23 protein-coding genes and 1 pseudogene are annotated in these 19,886 nt (G+C 69.7%); 12 read left to right on the forward strand and 12 right to left on the reverse strand.

Annotation, left to right across the window (positions count from 1 at the left end; translation table 11 throughout):
• Window positions 1-162: pseudogene (locus ACJ73U_RS39250) on the reverse strand (decaprenylphospho-beta-D-erythro-pentofuranosid-2-ulose 2-reductase); the annotation flags it as partial.
• Window positions 159-1,505: an FAD-binding protein gene (locus tag ACJ73U_RS39255; protein ID WP_407782852.1), complete on the reverse strand. Its 1,347-nt coding sequence runs from the start codon at window positions 1,503-1,505 to the stop codon at window positions 159-161. The gene ACJ73U_RS39255 and the pseudogene ACJ73U_RS39250, both read right to left, overlap by 4 nt.
• Before the next feature lie 45 nt (window positions 1,506-1,550).
• Between ACJ73U_RS39255 and ACJ73U_RS39260 the strand changes: the two genes are divergently transcribed.
• Window positions 1,551-1,943 carry a GtrA family protein gene (locus ACJ73U_RS39260; RefSeq protein ID WP_407782853.1) on the forward strand — a complete coding sequence of 131 codons (393 nt, stop codon included), beginning with the start codon at window positions 1,551-1,553 and terminating at the stop codon, window positions 1,941-1,943.
• A 33-nt stretch (window positions 1,944-1,976) separates the two neighbouring features.
• Window positions 1,977-3,161 (forward strand): cytochrome P450, encoded by a 1,185-nt coding sequence (locus tag ACJ73U_RS39265; RefSeq protein ID WP_407782854.1) that lies wholly within the window; start codon window positions 1,977-1,979, stop codon window positions 3,159-3,161.
• Here the strand turns inward: ACJ73U_RS39265 and ACJ73U_RS39270 are convergent.
• Genes ACJ73U_RS39270 through ACJ73U_RS39295 form a run of 6 tightly spaced genes read right to left on the reverse strand, consistent with a single transcriptional unit; the run spans window position 3,156 to window position 7,662 of the window.
• Complete coding sequence (locus ACJ73U_RS39270) at window positions 3,156-4,025, reverse strand: GNAT family N-acetyltransferase (RefSeq protein WP_407782855.1); 870 nt, start codon at window positions 4,023-4,025, stop codon at window positions 3,156-3,158. The two genes, ACJ73U_RS39265 and ACJ73U_RS39270, sit on opposite strands and share 6 nt — an antisense overlap.
• 9 nt (window positions 4,026-4,034) lie before the next feature.
• The gene (locus ACJ73U_RS39275) at window positions 4,035-4,649 is read right to left on the reverse strand and encodes a CG0192-related protein (RefSeq protein ID WP_407782856.1); all 615 of its coding nucleotides are present in this window, start codon (window positions 4,647-4,649) and stop codon (window positions 4,035-4,037) included.
• Window positions 4,650-4,669: 20 nt separating this feature from the next.
• Window positions 4,670-4,939, reverse strand: coding sequence for a hypothetical protein (locus ACJ73U_RS39280; protein ID WP_407782857.1), 270 nt, complete (start codon window positions 4,937-4,939; stop codon window positions 4,670-4,672).
• A gap of 60 nt (window positions 4,940-4,999) precedes the next feature.
• Window positions 5,000-5,905: a glycosyltransferase gene (locus ACJ73U_RS39285; protein ID WP_407782858.1), complete on the reverse strand. Its 906-nt coding sequence runs from the start codon at window positions 5,903-5,905 to the stop codon at window positions 5,000-5,002.
• Window positions 5,905-6,723 carry an ABC transporter ATP-binding protein gene (locus ACJ73U_RS39290; protein WP_407782859.1) on the reverse strand — a complete coding sequence of 273 codons (819 nt, stop codon included), beginning with the start codon at window positions 6,721-6,723 and terminating at the stop codon, window positions 5,905-5,907. The genes ACJ73U_RS39285 and ACJ73U_RS39290 overlap by 1 nt, the downstream gene beginning before the upstream one ends.
• A gap of 18 nt (window positions 6,724-6,741) precedes the next feature.
• Entirely contained in the window at window positions 6,742-7,662 is a 921-nt protein-coding gene (locus tag ACJ73U_RS39295) for an ABC transporter permease (RefSeq protein WP_407782860.1), read from the reverse strand.
• Between the two features lie 170 nt (window positions 7,663-7,832).
• Here ACJ73U_RS39295 and ACJ73U_RS39300 point away from each other — a divergent pair, with 170 nt between their 5' ends.
• The 4 genes from ACJ73U_RS39300 to pseI all read left to right on the forward strand — a co-directional run bounded on the left by ACJ73U_RS39300 (window position 7,833) and on the right by pseI (window position 10,445).
• Window positions 7,833-8,462 carry a hypothetical protein gene (locus ACJ73U_RS39300; protein WP_407782861.1) on the forward strand — a complete coding sequence of 210 codons (630 nt, stop codon included), beginning with the start codon at window positions 7,833-7,835 and terminating at the stop codon, window positions 8,460-8,462.
• 4 nt (window positions 8,463-8,466) lie between these two features.
• Window positions 8,467-8,931 (forward strand): hypothetical protein, encoded by a 465-nt coding sequence (locus ACJ73U_RS39305; RefSeq protein ID WP_407782862.1) that lies wholly within the window; start codon window positions 8,467-8,469, stop codon window positions 8,929-8,931.
• 157 nt (window positions 8,932-9,088) lie between these two features.
• Window positions 9,089-9,310: a hypothetical protein gene (locus tag ACJ73U_RS39310; RefSeq protein WP_407782863.1), complete on the forward strand. Its 222-nt coding sequence runs from the start codon at window positions 9,089-9,091 to the stop codon at window positions 9,308-9,310.
• 85 nt (window positions 9,311-9,395) lie between these two features.
• Complete coding sequence (gene pseI / locus ACJ73U_RS39315; protein WP_407782864.1) at window positions 9,396-10,445, forward strand: pseudaminic acid synthase; 1,050 nt, start codon at window positions 9,396-9,398, stop codon at window positions 10,443-10,445.
• Window positions 10,446-10,505: 60 nt separating this feature from the next.
• On the opposite strand, the gene ACJ73U_RS39320 is transcribed toward pseI, so the two are convergent.
• Genes ACJ73U_RS39320 through pseB form a run of 3 tightly spaced genes read right to left on the reverse strand, consistent with a single transcriptional unit; the run spans window position 10,506 to window position 13,377 of the window.
• Window positions 10,506-11,216 carry a phosphotransferase enzyme family protein gene (locus tag ACJ73U_RS39320; protein WP_407782865.1) on the reverse strand — a complete coding sequence of 237 codons (711 nt, stop codon included), beginning with the start codon at window positions 11,214-11,216 and terminating at the stop codon, window positions 10,506-10,508.
• 21 nt (window positions 11,217-11,237) lie between these two features.
• Window positions 11,238-12,401 (reverse strand): DegT/DnrJ/EryC1/StrS family aminotransferase, encoded by a 1,164-nt coding sequence (locus tag ACJ73U_RS39325; protein WP_407782866.1) that lies wholly within the window; start codon window positions 12,399-12,401, stop codon window positions 11,238-11,240.
• The gene (pseB, locus tag ACJ73U_RS39330) at window positions 12,394-13,377 is read right to left on the reverse strand and encodes a UDP-N-acetylglucosamine 4,6-dehydratase (inverting) (RefSeq protein WP_407782867.1); all 984 of its coding nucleotides are present in this window, start codon (window positions 13,375-13,377) and stop codon (window positions 12,394-12,396) included. The genes ACJ73U_RS39325 and pseB overlap by 8 nt, the downstream gene beginning before the upstream one ends.
• A 51-nt stretch (window positions 13,378-13,428) precedes the next feature.
• Between pseB and ACJ73U_RS39335 the strand changes: the two genes are divergently transcribed.
• The 6 genes from ACJ73U_RS39335 (at window position 13,429) to ACJ73U_RS39360 (ending at window position 19,013) form a co-directional block, all read left to right on the forward strand.
• The gene (locus ACJ73U_RS39335) at window positions 13,429-14,148 is read left to right on the forward strand and encodes a cytidylyltransferase domain-containing protein (RefSeq protein ID WP_407782868.1); all 720 of its coding nucleotides are present in this window, start codon (window positions 13,429-13,431) and stop codon (window positions 14,146-14,148) included.
• A gap of 1,745 nt (window positions 14,149-15,893) precedes the next feature.
• Window positions 15,894-16,319 (forward strand): N-acetyltransferase family protein, encoded by a 426-nt coding sequence (locus ACJ73U_RS39340; protein WP_407782869.1) that lies wholly within the window; start codon window positions 15,894-15,896, stop codon window positions 16,317-16,319.
• 46 nt (window positions 16,320-16,365) lie between these two features.
• On the forward strand, window positions 16,366-16,731 hold the full coding sequence (locus tag ACJ73U_RS39345) for a VOC family protein (protein WP_407782870.1): 366 nt from the start codon (window positions 16,366-16,368) through the stop codon (window positions 16,729-16,731).
• The gene (locus ACJ73U_RS39350) at window positions 16,728-17,483 is read left to right on the forward strand and encodes a sulfite exporter TauE/SafE family protein (RefSeq protein WP_407782871.1); all 756 of its coding nucleotides are present in this window, start codon (window positions 16,728-16,730) and stop codon (window positions 17,481-17,483) included. Before ACJ73U_RS39345 ends, ACJ73U_RS39350 begins: the two co-directional genes overlap by 4 nt.
• A 60-nt stretch (window positions 17,484-17,543) precedes the next feature.
• Entirely contained in the window at window positions 17,544-18,224 is a 681-nt protein-coding gene (locus ACJ73U_RS39355; protein ID WP_407782872.1) for a dienelactone hydrolase family protein, read from the forward strand.
• A gap of 18 nt (window positions 18,225-18,242) precedes the next feature.
• Window positions 18,243-19,013 (forward strand): ESX secretion-associated protein EspG, encoded by a 771-nt coding sequence (locus ACJ73U_RS39360; RefSeq protein WP_407782873.1) that lies wholly within the window; start codon window positions 18,243-18,245, stop codon window positions 19,011-19,013.
• A gap of 151 nt (window positions 19,014-19,164) precedes the next feature.
• On the opposite strand, the gene ACJ73U_RS39365 is transcribed toward ACJ73U_RS39360, so the two are convergent.
• Window positions 19,165-19,886, reverse strand: a 722-nt coding sequence (locus tag ACJ73U_RS39365; protein WP_407782874.1) for an ATP-binding cassette domain-containing protein, incomplete at its 5' end; no start/stop codon positions are given.

Below are 19,886 nucleotides of genomic sequence, written 5' to 3' on the forward strand. Positions count from 1 at the left end.
CCGGAGCCGCTCGACCGCCTTGTCCAGGCGGGGGGAGGGCCGGGCCGCGAGGACCACCCGCAGCGGCCGGCGCCGCGCGTACTTCAGGGCGATCGCCAGCCCGATCTCCGAGGTGCCGCCGAGGAGCAGCAGCGACTGGGGGTTACCAACAGCGTCAATCACAGCGACAACCTTCTCGACATGTCCGAGGCGAAAACGCCCTGGGGATCAACGGATGCGCGGACCTTGCGCCACTCGTCGAGCCGCGGGTAGCCGCGCTCGATCACCGCGGGCGTCGCGCGGGACTCCTTGGCCAGGTAGTGCCGGCCACCGGCCGCGAGGACGACCTCGTCCAGCTCCTCGCACAGCTCGTGCACGCCCCTGCCGACGGGGAAGTCGAGGCACAGCGTCCACCCCGGCATCGGGAACGACAGCGGCGCCCGGTTGCCCGGACCGAAGCGCTTCAGCACGTTCAGCGCGCTGACCTGCCCGGTCTCGACGGCCCGGTGGACGGTGTGGCGGATGACGTCCTCGGCCCCGAACGGCACGACGAACTGGTACTGCAGGAACCCGTACGGGCCGTACCCGCGGTTCCACTCGCCGAACATGTCCAGCGGGTGCAGGAACTGCGTGATGTTCTGCACCGCGCCCATCCTGGTCGGCGACTTGCGGTACCACAGCTCGCTGAAGATCCGGCCGGTGAACCTGTTCAGCATCTTCGGCGGGAAGACGTCCGGGACGGTCAGCAGCTGGGGCGCGTCGAACTTGAGCGGGTTCGCGCGCCGCTTGGCCGGCAGGTCGTCGACACGGGCGTGGTTGGCGCGGGTGAGGATGCCGCGGCCCAGGTGCGGGCCGGCGGTCACGGCGTCGAACCAGGACACGGACTCGACGTACTTCTCGTCGTCGACGCTCTGGCGGGCCATGAGGTCGTCCAGGTTGTCGATCTGCTCGGTGTCGACCAGGAAGTACGCGGTCTCGACGTGGTTCAACCCGAGGGTCGCGCGCAGCACGATGCCGGTGAGCCCCATGCCGCCGACCGTGGCCCAGAACAGCTCGGCGTCCGGCCCGTCCGGGGTCAGCGTGGTGATGGTCCCGTCGGCGGTGAGCAGGTCGAGGGCGCGGACGTGGTTGCCGAAGCTGCCCTCGACGTGGTGGGCCTTGCCGTGGATGTCGCTGCCGATGGCGCCGCCGACCGTGACCTGGCGCGTGCCGGGCAGGACGGGCAGCCAGAGACCGAACGGCAGGAGCACCCGCATGAGCGTGTCGAGCGAGACGCCGGCGTCGACGTCCACCGTGGCGGCCTCGGCGTCGACGGCGTGGACGCGGTTCAGCGCGGTCATGTCGATGACCAGGCCGCCCGCGTTCTGCGCCGGGTCGCCGTAGCTGCGGCCCAACCCGCGGGCGATGACGCCACGGGGGCCCGCGGTCCGCACGGCCTCGGCGATCTCGTGGACGTCCGCGGTGTGGAGCACCCGCGCCGACGTGGGCGCGGTCCTTCCCCAACCGGTGAGCTTCGCTGGCTTCACCGCACCGAGGGTATCCGGGGCGTCGCGGGCTCCTACACTGGCTCCGTGACTGCGGTGGACGCCAAGGCCGGGCTGGTCGGGCAACTCGCTCGGTTCGTGCTCATCGGCGGTTTCTGCGCGCTGGTGGACTTCGGCGTGTACCAGGGGCTGCTCGCGCTCGGGCTGTGGGTGCACCTGGCCAAGGCGATCAGCTTCGTCGCGGGCACGACGACCGCGTACTTCCTCAACCGGCGCTTCACGTTCAACGCCGCCGGCGGTGCCGGGCAGCTGGGTGGTTTCGTGCTGCTCTACTCGGTGACGTTCTTCGTCAACGTGGGTACCAACGCCCTGATGCTGCACTTCGGGCTGCCGATCGCGGTGGCGTGGGTGCTCGCGCAGGGCGTCGCGACGGTCATCAACTTCGTGATGCTGCGGACGGTCGTCTTCAAGTCCCGCTAGGCAACCTGCATTTGCAGGTCTACTGTCAGTTTTATGGCTGACACCCTGCCCACCTCGCGCACCAACCCGTTCGACCCACCCCGCGAGCTGCTCGACGACCCGTCGCCGATTCGCCGGATCACGTTCGCCGACGGACATGAAGGCTGGCTCGTCACCAACTACGAACTGGCCCGTGCCGTGCTCGCCGACCTGCGCTTCAGCAGCGCCATGGCTCGGCGCCGGCAACTGATCCGCCGCCCGAGCCCGGAGGCGTTCCGGGCGGCCGGCCGCACCCCGGCCGGCTTCTTCATCGGCATGGACCCGCCCGACCACACGCGCCTGCGCAAGCTGCTCACCGGCCAGTTCACCGTCCGGCGGATGAAGGCGCTCGAACCACGCATCGAGCAGATCGTGGCCGAACACCTCGACGCGATGGCGCAGGCGGGACCGCCGCTCGACCTCGTGCGGGCGTACGCGCTACCCATCCCGTCGCTGGTGATCTGCGAGCTGCTCGGCGTGCCCTACGCCGACCGGGAACGCTTCCAGCGCGACAGCCACACCCTGCTCAGCCTCGAAGCCACCCAGGAGGCGGCGACCGCCGCCGTCAAGTCGCTGCAGAGCTACCTCCTCGACCTCGTCGAACGCAAGCGTGCCGAACCCGGCGAGGACCTGATCGGCGGCCTGATCGCCGGCGGTGAGCTGAGCAGCGACGAGCTGGTCGGCGTCGCCCTCCTGCTGCTGATCGCCGGGCACGAGACCACCGCGAACATGCTCGGACTCGGCATGTTCGCCCTGCTGCTGGACCCGGACCAGGCCGAGGCCCTGCGCGACGGGCGGGTCGACGTGGCGAACGCCGTCGAGGAGCTGCTGCGCTACCTCACGGTGCTCCAGTTCGGCACCACCCGCACGGCCGTCGAGGACGTCGAGCTCGGCGGCGCGCTGATCCGCGCCGGCGACTCGGTCGGGGTCTACCTGCCGACCGCCAACCGCGACAAGGCGCGGTTCACCAGCGGGAACGAGCTGGACCTGGCCGCCGACGCACACGGCCACCTCGCGTTCGGGCACGGCGTGCACCAGTGCCTCGGCCAGCAGCTCGCCCGCATCGAGATGCGGGTGGCGTACCCGGCGCTGCTGCGGCGGTTCCCCACGCTCAGGCTCGCCGTGCCGCCGGAAGAGGTGCCGCTGCGCACCGACATGGCGATCTACGGCGTGCACCGGCTGCCGGTCGAGTGGTCATAGGCGCTTCTCGAACCAGTGGTGGGCGTAGTACTCGTCGTTGAAGGGCTCGACCTCGCGGTAGCCGGCCGCCCGGTACATGCCGATGGCCTCCGCGAGCGCCCTGTTGGTCTCCAGCCGGGTCGTGGTCGCGCCCTGGGCGCCGGCCCGCTGTTCCAGCTCGGCGAGCAGCCGGCGGCCGATGCCGATGCCGCGGTGCGTGCCGTCCACCCACATGCGCTTGAGGTACGCGTGGTCGCCGGCGAACCTGAGCGCGCCGCAGCCGACCGGCTCGCCGTGCAGCGTCGCGACCAGCAGCAGCCCGGCCGGTAGGCGCAGCTCGTCGCCTTCCGCGGAGATGCCTTTCGCGACGTCGAAGCCGGTCTCGAAGCGCTCGTCGATCTCGGCGAAGTAGGCGGCCAGGCAGTGGCGGGCGTGCGGGTGGTCGGGGTCGACCGGCGCGACCGTGACGAGGCCGGCCGTGAGGAGGCGGCCGACCTGGCGCATGGCCGCCACGAGCCGGGTCCGCTGCGTGTCGTTCAGCGGGGCCAGGAGGGAGTCGGCGAGTGCGTCGGCCCGCTCGTCGAGGACCGCCCGTTCCGCGCGTCCTGCCGAGGTGAGGCGGGCGATCCGCACCCGCCGGTCCGCGGCGCTCGACTCGACGGTCACCAGGCCGGCCGACTCCAGCGACCGCAGCAACCGGCTGGTGTAGCCCGAGTCCAGGTCGAGCCGGGCACGCAGCTCGCGGACGTCCGCGCCGTCGTCGATCTCCCACAGCAACCGCGCCTCACCCAGCGGGCGGTCGCGCGCCAGGTAGTGGTCGTGGAGCGCCCCCACGCGCTGCGTGACCAGCCGGGTGAACTGCCGGACCTCGGCGACGGCGTCCATTCTCTGACCTTAGTCAGAGATTCCGACGTGCGCCAGCAGTTCGGTGCGGCCGTTCCAGATGCCGGTCAGGCTCGGCAGGCTCGACTCCGTCCCACCGAGGCGCCGCAGGACGGTCAGCTCGACAGTGTCCGTCACGATGCGGGTGGGGTCGCCGTCGGTGACCTGCCGGACCGCCGTCGCGGTCGGGACTTCGCCACCCCCGCTGCCCGTGACGGTCATACTGGGCGCACGGACCTCGCGCCGGCCGTCCTCCTCGAAGTACTCCTCGGACTGGCCGCCGTCGGCGAGGATCGCGCGGGTCAGCGCCGTGGCGTAAACCGGGTCGCCGCACGCGTCGTACAGCCAGCGCCTGCCGAGCACGCCGTGTTCGGCGATGCCGACGAGGAAGTCCTCGCCACCGGTCAGGGGCGCGGCGCGGTAGGTCAGCGGGACCTGGTGGACCGGTCCGTCACCGGACCGGACCAGCATCGTCTCCACGCCCACCTCGCCTGCGGGGTCGTCGAAGCGGAACCCCGCGACCCGCTCGACGTCACCCTCCCCCTGGAACCAGTGGCGAGTGGGCAGCCAGACCGACAGGAGCTCGAGCTTCGTGGGACGCAGCGTGGTGCGGTGGAGCAGTGCCATGCGCAAGATCGTAGGGACCCCTACGAGCTCGCGAAGCCGTGTCTCCTCGGTTCGACGCCGTACACCCGCGCGTTGGGCGGCAGCTCGTCGAGGTGCGCGGTCACCACGTGGGCGAAGTTCACCGCGACGCTGGACCCGTCCGCCAGGCGCACGCTGTCGACCCTTGCCGCCGACAGCAGCTCCGGCAGCTTCGGCGCCAGCTCGCGCGCGTCCTCGTCGGACAGCGCGAACACCACCGACTCCCCACTGCCGGTCAGGTGCAGAACCAGTGCGTGTTTGAAATCAGCCATGCCCCAACACCACCACCGGCCCGTGCCGCGAGCAACGCGGGTTCGCCGGCAGCGGATCAGCTAGAAGCGGAAGAACTTCTCCCGCCGGCCCTGCCGCACCAGCTTGAGCCACTGCAGGAACGCCTTCGGGTCCCGCTTGGTGCCGATGAAGTACAGGCCGAACCGGATCAGCTCCAGCATGCCGATCCTGCGCAGTCCCGGCTGCGACAGCAGGTACCCGCGGTTGCTGTACGTGTAGTACCGCTTCACCTCGTTCTCCGGGTCCTGCGCGTGGAACCGCCCACCCAGCATCGGCTTGAACTCGTCCGAGCCGTCCGGGTGCAGGTACGCCGCCCGCAGCGAGGTGCCGAACGGCAGCCCGGACCGCACGAGCCGCCGGTGGATCTCCACCTCGTCGCCGCGGAAGAACAGGCGGTAGTCCGGCACGCCGACGACGTCCAGCGTGGCCGCGCGGAACAGGGCGCCGTTGAACAGCGACGCGATGCCCGGCAGGAAGTCCACGCCCAGCTCGGCCGCGCTGCGCTTCCACGTCAGGCCGCGGCGCAGCGGGAACGCGAGCTTCGTCGGCGTCTCGATGTTCGACACCACCGGCGACACCGCGGCCAGCTTGCGCGACTCCGCCTCGCCGAGCAGGACCTCCAGCACGTTCTCGTCCGCCGGGCGGCCGTCGTCGTCGGCGAGCCACACCCACTCGGCACCCATCGCCAGCGCGTGCAGCATGCCGAGCGCGAAACCGCCCGCCCCGCCGAGGTTGCGGTGCGAGGCCAGGTACGTGGACGGCACCGGGCAGCTCTCGACGATGTCCGCGACGGGCTCGTCCGGGCCGTTGTCGACCACGACGAGGTGGTCCGGCGGCCTGGTCTGGGCGCCGATCATCTTCAGCGAGTCGGCGAGCAGCTCCCTGCGGTGGCGCGTGACCACCACGGCGACCACCGCGTTCGACGGCAACTGCCCATCGATCTTCATCAGACCTCGCCGCCGTTTGTCGTCAGTGCCGGCTCGTTGCCCAGACGCGCCAGTGTTTCCGCGTCCATGCTCGCGAAGGGGTCCTTACCCTTGTACTTGGTGATGACCTCGCGCAACGAGCCGTGCATCTTCATGTGCCCCTCGTCCATCCAGATGGCCGTGTTGCACAGCTCGAACAATAGGTCGTCCTGGTGCGAGGCGAACACCAACATGCCGGAGCGCTTCACGAGATCCACGAGCCGGGTCCGCGCCTTCGCGAGGAACGCCGCGTCGACCGCGCCGATGCCCTCGTCCAGCAGCAGGATCTCCGGGTCGATCGAAGTGACCACGCCCAGCGCCAGGCGGACCCGCATGCCGGTGGAGTACGTCCGCAGCGGCATCTGCAGGTAGTCGCCCAGCTCGGTGAACTCGGCGATGTCGTCGACCCGCTGGTCCATCTCCTTGCGGCTCATCCCGAGGAACAGGCCGCGGATGATGATGTTCTCCAGGCCGGAGATCTCCGGGTCCATGCCGACGCCGAGGTCGAACACGGGCGCGACCTTGCCGATGGTCCTGGCCGACCCCCGGGTCGGCTCGTAGATGCCGGCGAGCAGGCGCAGCAGTGTGGACTTGCCGGCGCCGTTGTGGCCGACCAGGCCGACCCGGTCGCCTTCCTTCAGCGACAGCGTGATGTCGCGCAGGCCCTCGATGATCGGCACCTTCTGATCGGTGCCGATCTTGCCGCCGACCTTGCCCAGTACGAGCTTCTTCAGGGAACGGGACTTCGCGTCGAAGATCGGGAAGTCGACGGAGGCGTTCCAGACGTCGATGCTGACCATGTCGTTCTATCGCCTCACTCAGACCCAGTAGGAAACTCGGGCACGGTAGTTGCGCATGGCCAAGAAGGCCAGCGCCCACCCCACAACGGTAAACCCGCCGACGACCGCCCAGTGGTGCCAGCTCTGTGCGTTGCCGATCAGCGGCGCACGCATGATCTGGACGAAGTGGTACAGCGGGTTCAGCTCGGCGATGAGGATCTTCCAGTTGCCACTGCCGCCGGGGATCCGGTTGGTCAGGATGTCGGTGGTCCACACGATCGGCGTCATGAAGAACAGCAGGTTCACCACGCTCGTGATGACCGGCGGGATGTCCCGGTACCGCGTGGAGATGATGCCGAAGAGGATCGCCACCCAGGCGCCGTTGAGCGCCAGCAGCACGAACGCGGGGATCGCGAGCAGGATGGCCCAGCTGATGCCCGGCTGTGGGTCGCCGCCGGGCGAGATCACGTAGCCGGACGTGGTCAGGTCACCCCAGAAGATGGCGACGATGACCACGTAGACCAGCAGGTTGTGCGCCAGCATCAGCGTGAGCCGCCACACGGTGCGCAGTGCGTAGACGGTCAGCGGCGCCGGCAGGTGCTTGATCAGGCCCTCGTTGCCGATGAACGTGTCCGTGCCCTCGATGAGGCAGCCGAGCATGAAGTTCCAGACGATGAACCCGACCGTGACGTACGGCAGGAACGTCGGGATGTTCGCGGTGAACAACTGTGAGTAGAGCAGGCCGAGACCGATGGCGGTGATCGCCATCGACAGCGTGATCCACAGTGGCCCGATGACCGATCTGCGGTAGCGCTGTTTGATGTCCTGCCAGCCCAGGTGTCCCCACAGTTCCCGCTGCTTGGCGCCCTCGACGATGTCCTCCCAAGCACGCGACCAGCTACGGCTGGAACGGGTTGGGGGAGGTGCCTTCTCCTGCTCGGCAGTGCTCGTTACTGACACGGCTGACGAGCGTACCGGCGGCCACAGCCGGTGCCGCAGGGGATGCTGTTCGTGCGGTCCGTTACATCGCGGAAGGTCGAACCGTTACGTTCCGAACTGGATGTTCGTTTCAGTGTGTCGGCCTGGTAACTTCTCCGCTCATGGTCGACGTCGTCCCTGCGCACAGCGTCATGCGCTCTCTCATTGACGTCTACGCCGAACACCCGGAGCCCAGAACCGTCGCCGTCGTCGGCAACATGCCCATGGCGCCGAACGAGGAGCGCGCCAAGGCCGTCGACGCCTGTGACCTGGTCTTCCGGGTCAACGGCTTCGTCACCGACGAGCCCGGCGCACCGCCCACGGTCGGCACGCGCTGTCACGTCGTGGTGTTCAACCGCGCGCTGCGTGCGACGAGATACGTCTTCGAGAACTACCGGAGACGCCTGTACCTGATGGTCGAGCCCGGTCGCCTGCACTGGGAACCGGACAATCTGCCCGGTTGGTGGCCGGCGGACCTCGGTCTGGTGCCGGTCAACAACGCGGAGGTCACGCTGCCGCTGTCGGACGCGCTCGGGCTGCCGACGCGCCAGGAGGGCACGTGGGCGACCACCGGCACGATGGCCGCGTGGATCGCGCGGACCAGCTACCCGGAGGCGGAGCTGCTGCTCACCGGGTACTCGTTCATCGACAACCCGGACCAGACGTCCTGGATGCATGCCGCCGGCGACTCCTGCATCGTCGGCCCGGAGCACCAGATCGCCGCCGAGGGGCGGCTGCTCGACTCGTGGACCAAGACCGGCCGGACCAGGCTGCTTCGCTGAGGGAATGACATTGAGCAACATCCGCAACCTGTGGGGCGCGCGCCAGATCGTGTCCGACCGCGTCAAGCGCCTGATCGACTACCGGATCAACGAGCGGGTCCCGCTCGACCAGCTGAAGCACTACTACGACAAGATCGACCGCCTCGCGGACGAGCACCACGCGTCCGTCGGCGACCTCCGCGGCCGCCTCGACGACCTCACCCGCCGGTTCGACGAGCTGGAGCGGCTGCAGCGGTGGACGGCCAACGAGCTGGAGCGGATCATCCCGCAGGTCGCCGCGCAGGAGTCCCAGCTGGAGTCGCTGCGGGAGAAGATCAGCGCGGTGCCGGCCGGCGACCAGCCCCAGATCGAGGAGTCGCGGTCGCTCATCGACGAGATCCGGCGCGAGCACGCGCAGGTGCGTGTGCGCCTGACGGCCGTCGCGCAGTACGAGGACCGGCTCCGGAAGCTGGAAGATCGCGCTGAGTAGCCGTTAGGGGCGGAGTATCACCTTCCGTTGCCAGTATTCACAGTTTAACGTTCAAGTGGCAAATGTTGAGTTGTGTAGTGGGTGGATCAACTCTGTTTCTTGTTACTCCATTCGGGGACCCTGAGTTGTGTATACAGGCGCGATTGGGGTCCGGGACATGGTTGAAGTGCAGTGGTGGCGGTCCGCTTACGACAACCGGGTGCACGCCTTCGGCAACGAGGAGGCGATACGTGACTTCGGGGAGGCGTTGTGTGAGCACTGCGTCCCCAACTCCAAGATCGAGTGCACGGACGAGGGCGAACGGTGCCTCGCGTGCATGCTGATCTTCGGCGACCTGCTCGCCGACGGGTACGGGGAGACGTCCTGGCGGGCCTCCTGACCGCCTCGCGGCGGATCTGATAGGTGGCCTTACCAGTCAGGTCGAAGATTTTTCGGGTCGGCCTCGACCGGGTACGTTTGCCGGCATGCGCGAAGTCCGTATCGGCAAGCACACGGTTGGTCCTGAGCACCGGCCCTTCGTCATCGCCGAGATGTCCGGCAACCACAACGGGTCGCTGGACCGGGCCCTCGCCATCGTCGACGCCGTCGCCGCGTCCGGGGCCCAGGCGCTCAAGCTGCAGACCTACCGCGCGGACACGATCACCATCGACGTCGACGCGCCCGCCTTCCGGATCTCGTCCGACCACTCGCTCTGGGGCGGGGAGAACCTCTACTCCCTCTACGAGAAGGCCCACACGCCCTGGGAGTGGCACGCCCCGATCTTCGAGCGGGCCGCCGCGCAGGGGCTGACCGTCTTCTCCAGCCCGTTCGACGCCACCGCCATCGACCTGCTCGAGAGCCTGGACTCGCCGGCCTACAAGATCGCCTCCGCGGAGATCGTCGACCTGCCGTTGATCGAGTTGTGCGCGCGGACCGGGAAGCCGCTGGTCATCTCCACCGGCATGGCCAACGTCGCCGAGATCCACGCCGCAGTCGCCACGGCACGGGCGGCCGGGAACGACCAGCTCATCGTCCTCGGGTGCACCGCCTCCTACCCGGCCTCGCCGGCGGACAGCAACCTGCGGGGCATCCCGCTCATCGCCGACGCCTTCGACGTCGTCCCCGGGCTCTCCGACCACACGATGGGCATTGGCGTGCCGGTCGCCGCCGTCGCGCTGGGGGCCTGCGCCATCGAGAAGCACGTCACGCTCGACCGCGCGGACGGGGGAGTGGACAGCGACTTCTCCCTGGAGCCCGCCGAGCTGACGGCGCTGGTCACCGAGACCGAGCGGGCCTGGCAGGCCCTCGGCGCGCCGCGCATCGGGCCCAAGGACAGCGAGCGGGAGGTGCTGCGGCTGCGGCGCTCGCTCTACGTCGTGGCCGACGTCGAGGAGGGGGACGAGGTCACCGCGTCGAACGTGCGGTCGATCCGGCCGTCCGGTGGGTTGCCGCCCGCCGACCTGTCCACCGTCCTGGGGCGGCGGTTCCGCGTCGCGGCCGCCAAAGGCACGCCGTTGAGCTGGGATCTCATCTGAGTTGTCCACAGGGGTGTGACACGCAAACGCTTGGCAACACACAAGTTGTCCACAGCAGGGTCAGTTATCCACAATTTCATCCACAGGCACGCGAGCCAGGCGGCCGCGGCCATATGTTGGCTCCATGAACCACGCATTCGCCGCCTCCCACGCGTTGACCGCCGCCTCGGCTTCCGCCGGCACCGCCAGGCCGGGTATGTCGGCCAGGTCCAGCCACGGGTGGTCCACGCGCGCCTCGTCCCAGTCCAGGAAGCCCACTCGGCCGCCCTGGAGGCGGATGTTCGCCGCGCACGGGTCGCCGTGGATCACGGTCGTCGGGCCGGTCAGGGCCTGCCACGCCTGCCGACAGGTGGCCACGGCTTTCGGCGGCATCCTCGTCAGGTCCACGTCACCGCCCTGATCGAGGGTCAGGAGGTCGCGGGTGCCGGGGAGGTCGGGTCGCGGTGGCCAGTCGGTCATCAGCGTGTGGAGGCGGCGTAGCTCGTCCGCCACCAGCGGCCAGTCCTCGTCGGTCGGCTCGCGGCCGGGTAGCCAGTGCTGCACCACCACGCCGTCGGCGTGGCGGCGGCCGTCCCGCGTCCTGACCACGCCCGGGACGGTGAAGCCGTGGCGGGGGAGGTGGTCCAGGAGGTCCAGCTCCCACTCCAGGGACGCCGCCGAGCGGCGGGAGCGGCGGACCACCCAGTCGTCGCCGGCTCGGCGGACCTCGTTGCGGTGGCCACCGCCCAGGCGCTCACCGAGTGGTGGCGAGCCCCAGGGCGAAAGGTCCACCAGCACCGGTGTTCGCGCCGCTCAGAAGAACTCGCGCACGAGATCGACCACACGGTCCACGTCCTCGTCGGACAGGTCCGGGAAAAGGGGTAGCGACAGCTCTTCGGCATAGAACTGTTCCGCGTTCGGGCACATGCCACGCTGGTAGCCGAGGTCCTCGAACACCGGGTGCCAGTACACCGGGATGTAGTTCACCTGCACGCCGATGCCGTTGGCGCGGAGGTGCTCGTACAGTGCCCGCCTGCGCCCGTCCAGCACCCGCAGCGGGTACAGGTGCCACATCGGGTCGGCGCCCGGCAGTGTCACGGGTGTGCGCACCCCGTCCAGGTCGCACAGTCCGGCGGTGTACCTGGCGTGGATCTCGGCGCGGCGCGCCTTGAACCGGTCCAGCCGCCGCAGCTGGCTGGAGCCCAGGGCGCACAGCACGTCCGGCAGCCGGTAGTTCAGGCCGAACTCGTGGACCTCCTGGTGCCAGCCGCCCTCGTCGGGGTGCCGTTGCCGGGACGGGTCACGCACCAGGCCGTGGTTGCGGAACCGCGCCGCCCGCCGTGCCAGGTCCGGGTTGTGCGACGCGACCGCGCCGCCCTCCGCAGTAGTCAGGTTCTTCGTCGGGAAGAAGGAGAATGTCGTGATGTCCGCCAACGAGCCCACGGGCCGGCCCTGCCAGGAGCCGCCGATGGAGTGAGCCGCGTCCTCGAGCAGCAGGGCGCCGGCGTCGTGCGCGACCTTCGCCAGCTCGTCGTGTGGGGCCGGGTGGCCGGCGTAGTCCACCGCGGACACGACGCGGGTGCGCTTCGTCAGCGCGGCGGCCGCGGCCTCGGGCAGCAGGTTGCCGGTCTCCGGGGACACGTCCGCGAAGACCACCGTGGCGCCCTGCAGGGCGGCGGTCGCGGCGGTCGCCACGAACGTCATCGGGGCGCACACGACCTCGTCACCCTTGCCGATGCCCGTCGCCGCGTAGGCGACGTGCAGGGCGGCGGTGCCGGACGTCACGGCTACGGTCGCCGCGCCGCCCGTCAGCGTGCACAGGTCCTCTTCGAACTGGCGCACGGCCGGTCCGGTGGTGAGCCAGTCGCCGCGCAGGACGTTCGCGACGGCCTCGATGTCGGCCTCGGTCACCGACTGGCGTCCGTAGGGCAGTGTTGCCTGAGCCGCTTCGTCCCTCCGCTCCCGAACCTCACCCATACTGCGCCACCAGCGTCCGCAGGTCGTCGTCGGACAGCCAGAGGTCGTTGGTGTCCGAGCGATAGGCGAAGCCCTCCGGCACCGGCTTGCCGCCGGCCGGCGGCTCGTAGCCCCACCCGGCGATGTGCGGCATCACGACGTAGCGGTCGTCCAGGAGCAGGGTCCGGCGGGAGTCGTCCGGCGCGATCATCTCCTCGTGGAGCTTCTCGCCGGGCCGGACGCCGACCTCCTTCATCTGGCTGTTCGGCGCGATCACCCTGGCCAGGTCGACGATCCGCATGCTGGGGATCCGCGGCACGTACAGCTCGCCGCCGTGCATCTGGTCGAACGAGTTGACCACGAACTCGACGGCCTGCGGGAGCGTGATCCAGAAGCGGGTCATCCGGAGGTCGGTGATCGGCAGTGCCTCGCCGCGCTCGGCCAGCGAGCGGAAGAACGGGATGACGCTGCCGCGCGAGCCCATCACGTTGCCGTAGCGCACCACGGAGAACCGGGTGACGTGACCGGCGGCGTAGTGGTTGCCGGAGATGAACAGGCGGTCCGCGCACAGCTTCGTGGCGCCGTAGAGGTTGATCGGGCTCGACGCCTTGTCCGTGGACAGGGCCACGACCTTCTTGACGCCGCAGTCGATGGCCGCCTCGATCACGTTCTGTGAGCCGGTCACGTTCGTCTGGACGAACTCGAACGGGTTGTACTCGGCGGTGTCGACCTGCTTGAGCGCCGCGGCGTGCACCACGTAGTCGATGTCGTGCATCGCGCGCTCCAGCCGGCGCCGGTCCCGTACGTCGCCGATGAACCAGCGCAGCCGCGGGTCGTCGCCGAACTGCTGGCGGGCCTCGTACTGCTTCAGTTCGTCCCGGGAGAGGACCACCAGCCTGCGCGGGTTCAGGTGCTCCAGCGCATAGGCGATGAACGCCTTTCCGAAGGACCCCGTCCCGCCGGTGAGCAGGATGCTGGCCCCTTCGAGCAGCGCCATTGTGTTACCTCCGCGATAGGCGTGGGTTGCCAGTGCGCCATCATGACACCCGTGCGAGTCAACGCGGTCATCCAGGCGCGGATGTCCTCCACCCGCCTACCCGGCAAGGTGCTGCGGCCGCTGGGTGGGAAAACCGTGCTGAGCTGGGTGATCCGTGCCGCGGCCCGCACCCACAACGTGGACTCCGTGATCCTGGCGACGTCCGATGCCCCCGACGACGACCCGGTCGCCGAGGAGGCGGCCCGCTGCGGCGCCGAGGTGGTACGCGGCCCCCTCGACGACGTGCTCGCCCGCTACCTGCTCGCCGCACACGAGCACCCGTGCGACGCCGTGGTCCGCCTCACAGCCGACTGCCCACTGCACGATCCGGCGCTCATCGCGCAGGTCGTGGGCATGTGGCTCGCCGACCCGACGGTCGACTACGCGTCGAACATCCTCGTGCGCCGCTACCCACGCGGCTTCGACACCGAGCTGGTGCGGGTTCCCGTCCTGGAGGAGCAGGACCGAGTGCCGACAGGCTCACACCGCGAACACGTGACGTCGAACATCTACCCACAACCGAGCGTGTACCGGTGCGCGGGCGTATTGTCGGCTGTGGACAACTCGGACCTCCGCGTCACGCTGGACACTCGCGAGGACGCCGCCGTACTGGACGCGGTAGTCGCGGCCCTGGGCGAGGAGGTGCCGCGCTGGGAGGACGTGGTCGCGTTCCTGCGGTCCAACCCGCACGTGGCGGCCCTGAACGCGGAAGTGGCCCAGAAGCCCGCATGACGTCCCTGCTGCTGCGCGCCGACGCGGCCCCCGAAACAGGGGTGGGCCACCTGTCCCGCTGCGTGGCGATCGCCACAGCGGCACGCGCCCGAGGCTGGGACGTCGCACTGTGCGGCAGTTTCACCGCCGGCCAGTGGCTGATAGGCGATCTCCCGGTACAACCCGCGATCGAGCCGGCGGACGTCCTGCTGATCGACCACTACGGACTGACCGAGGTGTCGACGGGTTCACTGCTGGTGTCCATCGAGGACGGTCCGTTCGGCCGGCGGAGAGCTGACGTCGTGGTGGACCCGAACCTGTCCATATCGGACCGCCCGGACGACGGCACCCCCACGGTGTTGCGCGGCCCGAAGTACGCCCCCCTACGCGCGGAGATCCGCGCGGCACGAGCAACACGCGCCGCCGGCGCGACACCCCCACGAGTCGTGGTGGTGATGGGCGGCGGCGCGGCCCCGTCAGCGGTAGCGGCCGCGGTGGAAGCCTTGCGCGCGACGAACACCCCAGCGACAGTGACAGCGATCTCGGCGACCCCGGTCCCGGGCGTCGACGTGATCCCACCCACCCCGTCGCTACCGACACTGCTGGCAGGCGCGGACCTGGTGGTGAGCGCGGCGGGCGTGACGCTGCTGGAACTGTGCTGCATCGGCGTCCCCACGGCACTGGTGCGCATCGCGGACAACCAACTGGCCGGCTACGAGGCAGCAGTGACCCAGGGCCTGGCAGCAGGTCTGGGCACCGACCCCCGCGAACACCTCGAGACACTGCGCGCCCTACTGCTCAACCCCGAACAGAGAAAAGCCCTGGCAACCAAGGCAACGACAACAGTGGACGGCAAGGGCGCGGACAGAATCCTGAACACAATCCAGGCCTACCTGGACGAAAGTCCCACTGGCGCGCCCGGGGGCCCCCCGGTTTCCACACTACCGACGGCCACCGACAATCCCGGCCCACACACCCAGCTGTCCACAGCCCCGATCGGGCCAGACCCGAGTGAGAGGGACTCTGGTGTGGCGGAGGATCCGCCGGGTTCACCATCGCGGTCGGCCGCCGACGATCCTGGGCGGCGTGACCAACTGCCTGTAGCCCGTGTCGATTCAATTCGGCGCGGAAGTGAGTCTGGTGCGGGGGAGGATCCCCCGCTTTCAACATCGCCGTCGGATGCCGACCATCCTGGACCGCGTGGCCGGTTGCCCGTTGCCCGTGTCGGGCCAGACTCGAGCGAGAGGGACTCTCATGCGCCCGAAGGCCCTCCGGTTGCCGCGCTACCGGCGGGTACTGACGATTCCGGCCCGCACGCTCGGTTATCCCCAGACTCGATCCGGCCAGACCCGAGTGGAAAGGACTCTGGTGTGGCGGAGGATCCGCCAGGTTCACCATCGCGGTTGAGCGCCGATGCCCCTGGCCGGCGTGACCAGTTGCCTGTAGCCCCGGTCGGGTCGATCCGGGGCGGAAGTGAGTCTGGTGTGGGGGATCCGCGGGTTTCAACACCGCGGTCGGATGCCGACGATCCTGGACCGAGTGACCGGTCGCCCGTAGCCCCTGTCGGGCCAGACTCGAGCGAAAGGGACTCTCATGCGTCCGGGGGCCCCCCGGTTTCCACACTACCGACGGCCACCGACAATCCCGGCCCGCGCGCCCAGCTGTCCACAGCCCCGATCGGCTCAAGCCCGAGCGAAAGGGACTCTCGTCCCCCCGGGGATCCCCCGGTTTCAACGCTACCCGAGTACACCGACAATTCCGTCGTCGTGCGGTCCGCGAACGGGAGCGACGCCGCGCTTCTGCTTGAGTGGCGCAACGATCTCGAGACCCGCGCCCGGTCCCGCTCCACCGATCCCGTCACCCCGGCCGAGCACGAGGCCTGGCTTGCCCGTGTCCTCGACGATCCCGACCGTCGCCTCCTGATCGCCTACCGCGGTCGCGAACCCGTCGGTACCGTCCGGTTCGATCGGGATGGTCCACAGTGGGAGGTCAGCATCACGGTCGCTCCCCAGGCGCGGGGGCGCAAGCTCGCCGTGCCGATCCTCCTCGCGGCCGAGCGTGCCATCGGTTCGGCCGGTTTCCGCGCGTGTGTCCACCGTGACAACGGTGCCTCCCTCGCGCTGTTCGGTCGGGCCGGGTATCGGCAGGTCGGTGCGGACGGGGGATGGGTCTGGCTCGCCAAGGTGGTGTGACGCTCGCCGTAACGTGTGGACCGCGCTCGCGTGCGACGATTCGAACATGCCAGCACGGTTCAAAGACCTCTGCCTCGACGCGAACGACCACCAGGCACTAGCCGACTGGTGGTGCGTGGCCATGGGCTACGTCCGCAAGGACGTCCACGAACCGCCGCGGGACGGGTCGGTTCGGCCGGCCGAGTGGCCCGTGCCGCTCGTCGATCCCGCCGGGCGTGGGCCGCTGATCTGGGTCAACCCCGTGGCCGAGAAGAAGGCCGTCAAGAACCGCGTGCACTTCGACGTCGACGGGGACACCGAGGAACTGCTGGGGCTGGGCGCGACCCTCGTGCGCCGGAAGGACGACGAGATCGGGTGGGACATCCTCGCTGACCCCGAGGGCAACGAGTTCTGCGTGTTCGCTCCGCGGTGACCGGGCCCGAGATCGCGATCGTCGTGGCCGCGGGGTTCCTCGCGGGCGGCATCAACACCGTTGTCGGGTCGGGGACGCTCATCACGTTCCCGGTGCTGCTCGGTCTCGGCTACCCGCCGGTCGTTGCGAACGTTTCAAACAGCCTCGGGCTCGTGCCCGGGTCGGTCACCGGGGCCATCGGCTACCGCCGCGAGCTCACGGGGCAGGGCCGGCGCCTGGTCAGGTTCGGCGCCGTCACGGTGGTCGGGGCGGTCGCCGGCGCCCTGCTGCTGCTCGTGCTCCCGCCGGACGCGTTCGAGTCCGTCGTGCCGGTCCTCATCGTCCTCGCGCTCGTGCTGGTGCTGCTGCAACCGTTCGTCCAGCGCTGGCTGGCGAAACGGAGCCCGGACCGCCACCCGCACGGCGGCATCCCCCTGCTGCTGGGCGTGTTCGCGACCGCGGTCTACGGCGGGTACTTCGGTGCCGCGCAGGGTGTGATCCTCGTCGCGCTCATGGGGATCCTCATGGACGAGACCCTGCAGCGCGTCAACGGCATCAAGAACGTCTTCGTGGCGACCGCGAACCTCGTGTCCGGTGTGGTCTTCGTGTTCGTCGCGGACGTGGACTGGCTGGTGGTCGGCCTCCTGGCCGGCGGGTCCATCCTCGGTGGCCTCGTCGGGGCACGGATCGGGCGACGACTACGTCCATCGTGGCTGCGAGCGACCATTGTGGTCGTTGGATCGGTCGCCATTGTGCAACTCATTGTCACGTGATTACTCCGATTGGTTGGGATTCGTTGACTCGCGTTCACCTCCACGTGGTTGGGTAGGTAGATGTCAGCAGCCACGCGTACCGAGCCTGTCCAGCTGGCCGATGGTCGTGCGCTCCGCATGACCTACGCCCAACCGCACGGTGTCGTCCGGGGCGGCGTCGTGGTCCTGCACGAGGAACGCGGCATCACCCAGAGCATGCGGGCGCTGGTCTCGGGTCTGGCGGACGAGGGTTGGCTGACCGTCGCGCCGCACATCTACGACGGGGACTCCACCGAGACCGACGCCGACACGGCACGGGACCGCGCCAGCACGCTGTCCGGCGACTCCGTGCTCGCGCACACCGACATCGCGTTCGGCTGGCTCGCCCAACACGGGATCGAGGCCGACCGGATCGGCGTCGTCGGCTTCGAGCTGGGTGGGGCGGTCTCGCTGGTGGTGGCCGCGAGCCGCAGCATCGGTGCCGCTGTTTCCGTGGCTGGCGGCGGCATCCTGCAACCGGCGTCGCCGGGGCTGCCGGCGCTGGTCGACGTGGCCTCCGAGCTGCGTTGCCCGTGGCTGGGCCTGTTCGGCGACAAGGTGGCCGACGAGGTGGCCCTCCTCCGCGAGGCGGCCAGGCGCTCCGAGACGGCCAACGACATCGTGCTCTACCCGGCCGCTGACCACCGGTTCGACATCTACCCGGACACCGGCATGGAGGCCTGGCAGCGCGTGCTCAACTGGTTCGACGCGCACCTGCGCTGAGCGGAGTCGAACACAGGCGTGAGCACGTCACTGTCCCACCAGGAGTTCGACCTCCTCTGGGAGCACCTCGGCTTCACCGAGCGCCCGTACCCGCTCGACGTGCCGTCGTTCGGACACACCATGGCCGAGCGCGCGGCACTGCGGGACCAGGTCCGGCAGTCGCTGCGGCACAAAGGACTCCACGACGGCGCCGAGGTGGTGCCCGCGTTGGAGGAGCGGCTGGCGGTGCTCGGCAGGCACACGTTCAGCGTCGACGGCCAGCTGTCCGTCAACGAACACCTGAAGGTCCTGGCCGCGAGCGACGGCCGGCAGGGCGTACTCGCCGCGCAGAACGACGCCGAGGTGCGTGTGGCGGCCGTGCGGGACGCGCGGCTGGTACCGGCGGTCGTCGCGTTGGTACCGGACGAGAAGCCGGGCCCGGGCGGCGTCGCGCGGCTGCCGAAGGCCGTCTTCGACACGGCCATCGACGCGTACGCGAAGAGCGGTTACGCCGGCCTCGAACGCACCCTGAACGGCGGCGGCGTCACCGGCCGGGACCTGCGCGCGGTGGTCACGCTCGTCGAGTCCGGCCGCCACGGCGGTGGCCAGCTCGCCGCCAACAGCGTGGACCGCCTCGGCCGCCGCACCCGCACACCCGTCCTGAACTGGTTCGACACCGAAGCCGGCCGCTACCTCGTCTTCGGCGAGACCGACCGCGACCGGACCGAGTGGCTGACGGTCGCCCCCGCGGACACCGCACGCCTCGAACAACGCCTCACCGACTGGGCAACGGCGCTGACCACTTCCTGAGTGACCGAACCCACGTGCCTGCTCACCTCCGCGCGACCTCCGTGACCGGGGAGGTGGCCGTTGGCGAAGGGTTGTCCGCGTGGAGAACGAGGCGCGGGGCGGCCTGCTCGTCGGTGTGGTCTTCATCGAGGTCAACAGTGGTGAGCTGCGGTCAGGCGCCGATGTAGTCCGCGAGGTGCTCGCCGGTCAGGGTGGCGCGGTTGGCGACGAGGTCGGCCGGCGTGCCCTCGAAGACGACGCGGCCGCCGTCGTGGCCGGCGCCGGGGCCGAGGTCGATGATCCAGTCCGCGTGGGCCATGACCGCCTGGTGGTGCTCGATGACGATGACCGACTTGCCGGCGTCGACGAGCCGGTCCAGCAGGCCCAGCAACTGCTCGACGTCGGCGAGGTGCAGGCCCGTGGTCGGCTCGTCGAGGACGTAGACGCTGCCCTTGCCGCCCATGTTGGTGGCCAGCTTGAGCCGCTGCCGCTCGCCGCCGGACAGCGTGGTCAGCGGCTGGCCGAGGCTGAGGTAGCCGAGTCCGACGTCGGCGAGCCGGCCCAGGATGGTGTGCGCGGCCGGGAGGTGCGCCTCGCCGGCGCCGAAGAACTCCTCCGCCTCGGTCACCGGCATCGCGAGCACCTCGCTGATGTCGCGGCCACCCAGCTTGTACTCCAGCACCGAGGCCTGGAACCGCTTCCCCTCGCACTCCTCGCAGGTGGAGGCGACGCCGGCCATCATCGCGAGGTCGGTGTAGATGACGCCGGCGCCGTTGCAGTTGGGGCAGGCACCCTCGGAGTTGGCGCTGTACAGCGCCGGCTTCACGCCGTTGGCGTTCGCGAACCCCTTGCGGATCGGGTCGAGCACTCCGGTGTAGGTCGCCGGGTTGCTGC

The organism is Actinophytocola sp., from assembly GCF_045807065.1.
Lineage (GTDB): Bacteria > Actinomycetota > Actinomycetes > Mycobacteriales > Pseudonocardiaceae > Actinophytocola.

Bases quoted from the DNA above. Each gene is read 5' to 3' on its own strand.
- ACJ73U_RS39265 (WP_407782854.1), top strand. From the start codon at position 1,977: ATGGCTGACACCCTGCCCACCTCGCGCACCAACCCGTTCGACCCACCC.
- pseB (WP_407782867.1), bottom strand. From the start codon at position 13,377: ATGGCGCTGCTCGAAGGGGCCAGCATCCTGCTCACCGGCGGGACGGGG.
- ACJ73U_RS39300 (WP_407782861.1), top strand. From the start codon at position 7,833: ATGCGCTCTCTCATTGACGTCTACGCCGAACACCCGGAGCCCAGAACC.
- ACJ73U_RS39305 (WP_407782862.1), top strand. From the start codon at position 8,467: ATGACATTGAGCAACATCCGCAACCTGTGGGGCGCGCGCCAGATCGTG.
- ACJ73U_RS39355 (WP_407782872.1), top strand. From the start codon at position 17,544: ATGTCAGCAGCCACGCGTACCGAGCCTGTCCAGCTGGCCGATGGTCGT.
- ACJ73U_RS39285 (WP_407782858.1), bottom strand. From the start codon at position 5,905: ATGAAGATCGATGGGCAGTTGCCGTCGAACGCGGTGGTCGCCGTGGTG.
- ACJ73U_RS39290 (WP_407782859.1), bottom strand. From the start codon at position 6,723: ATGGTCAGCATCGACGTCTGGAACGCCTCCGTCGACTTCCCGATCTTC.
- pseI (WP_407782864.1), top strand. From the start codon at position 9,396: ATGCGCGAAGTCCGTATCGGCAAGCACACGGTTGGTCCTGAGCACCGG.
- ACJ73U_RS39325 (WP_407782866.1), bottom strand. From the start codon at position 12,401: ATGGGTGAGGTTCGGGAGCGGAGGGACGAAGCGGCTCAGGCAACACTG.
- ACJ73U_RS39280 (WP_407782857.1), bottom strand. From the start codon at position 4,939: ATGGCTGATTTCAAACACGCACTGGTTCTGCACCTGACCGGCAGTGGG.
- ACJ73U_RS39345 (WP_407782870.1), top strand. From the start codon at position 16,366: ATGCCAGCACGGTTCAAAGACCTCTGCCTCGACGCGAACGACCACCAG.
- ACJ73U_RS39275 (WP_407782856.1), bottom strand. From the start codon at position 4,649: ATGGCACTGCTCCACCGCACCACGCTGCGTCCCACGAAGCTCGAGCTC.
- ACJ73U_RS39270 (WP_407782855.1), bottom strand. From the start codon at position 4,025: ATGGACGCCGTCGCCGAGGTCCGGCAGTTCACCCGGCTGGTCACGCAG.
- ACJ73U_RS39310 (WP_407782863.1), top strand. From the start codon at position 9,089: ATGGTTGAAGTGCAGTGGTGGCGGTCCGCTTACGACAACCGGGTGCAC.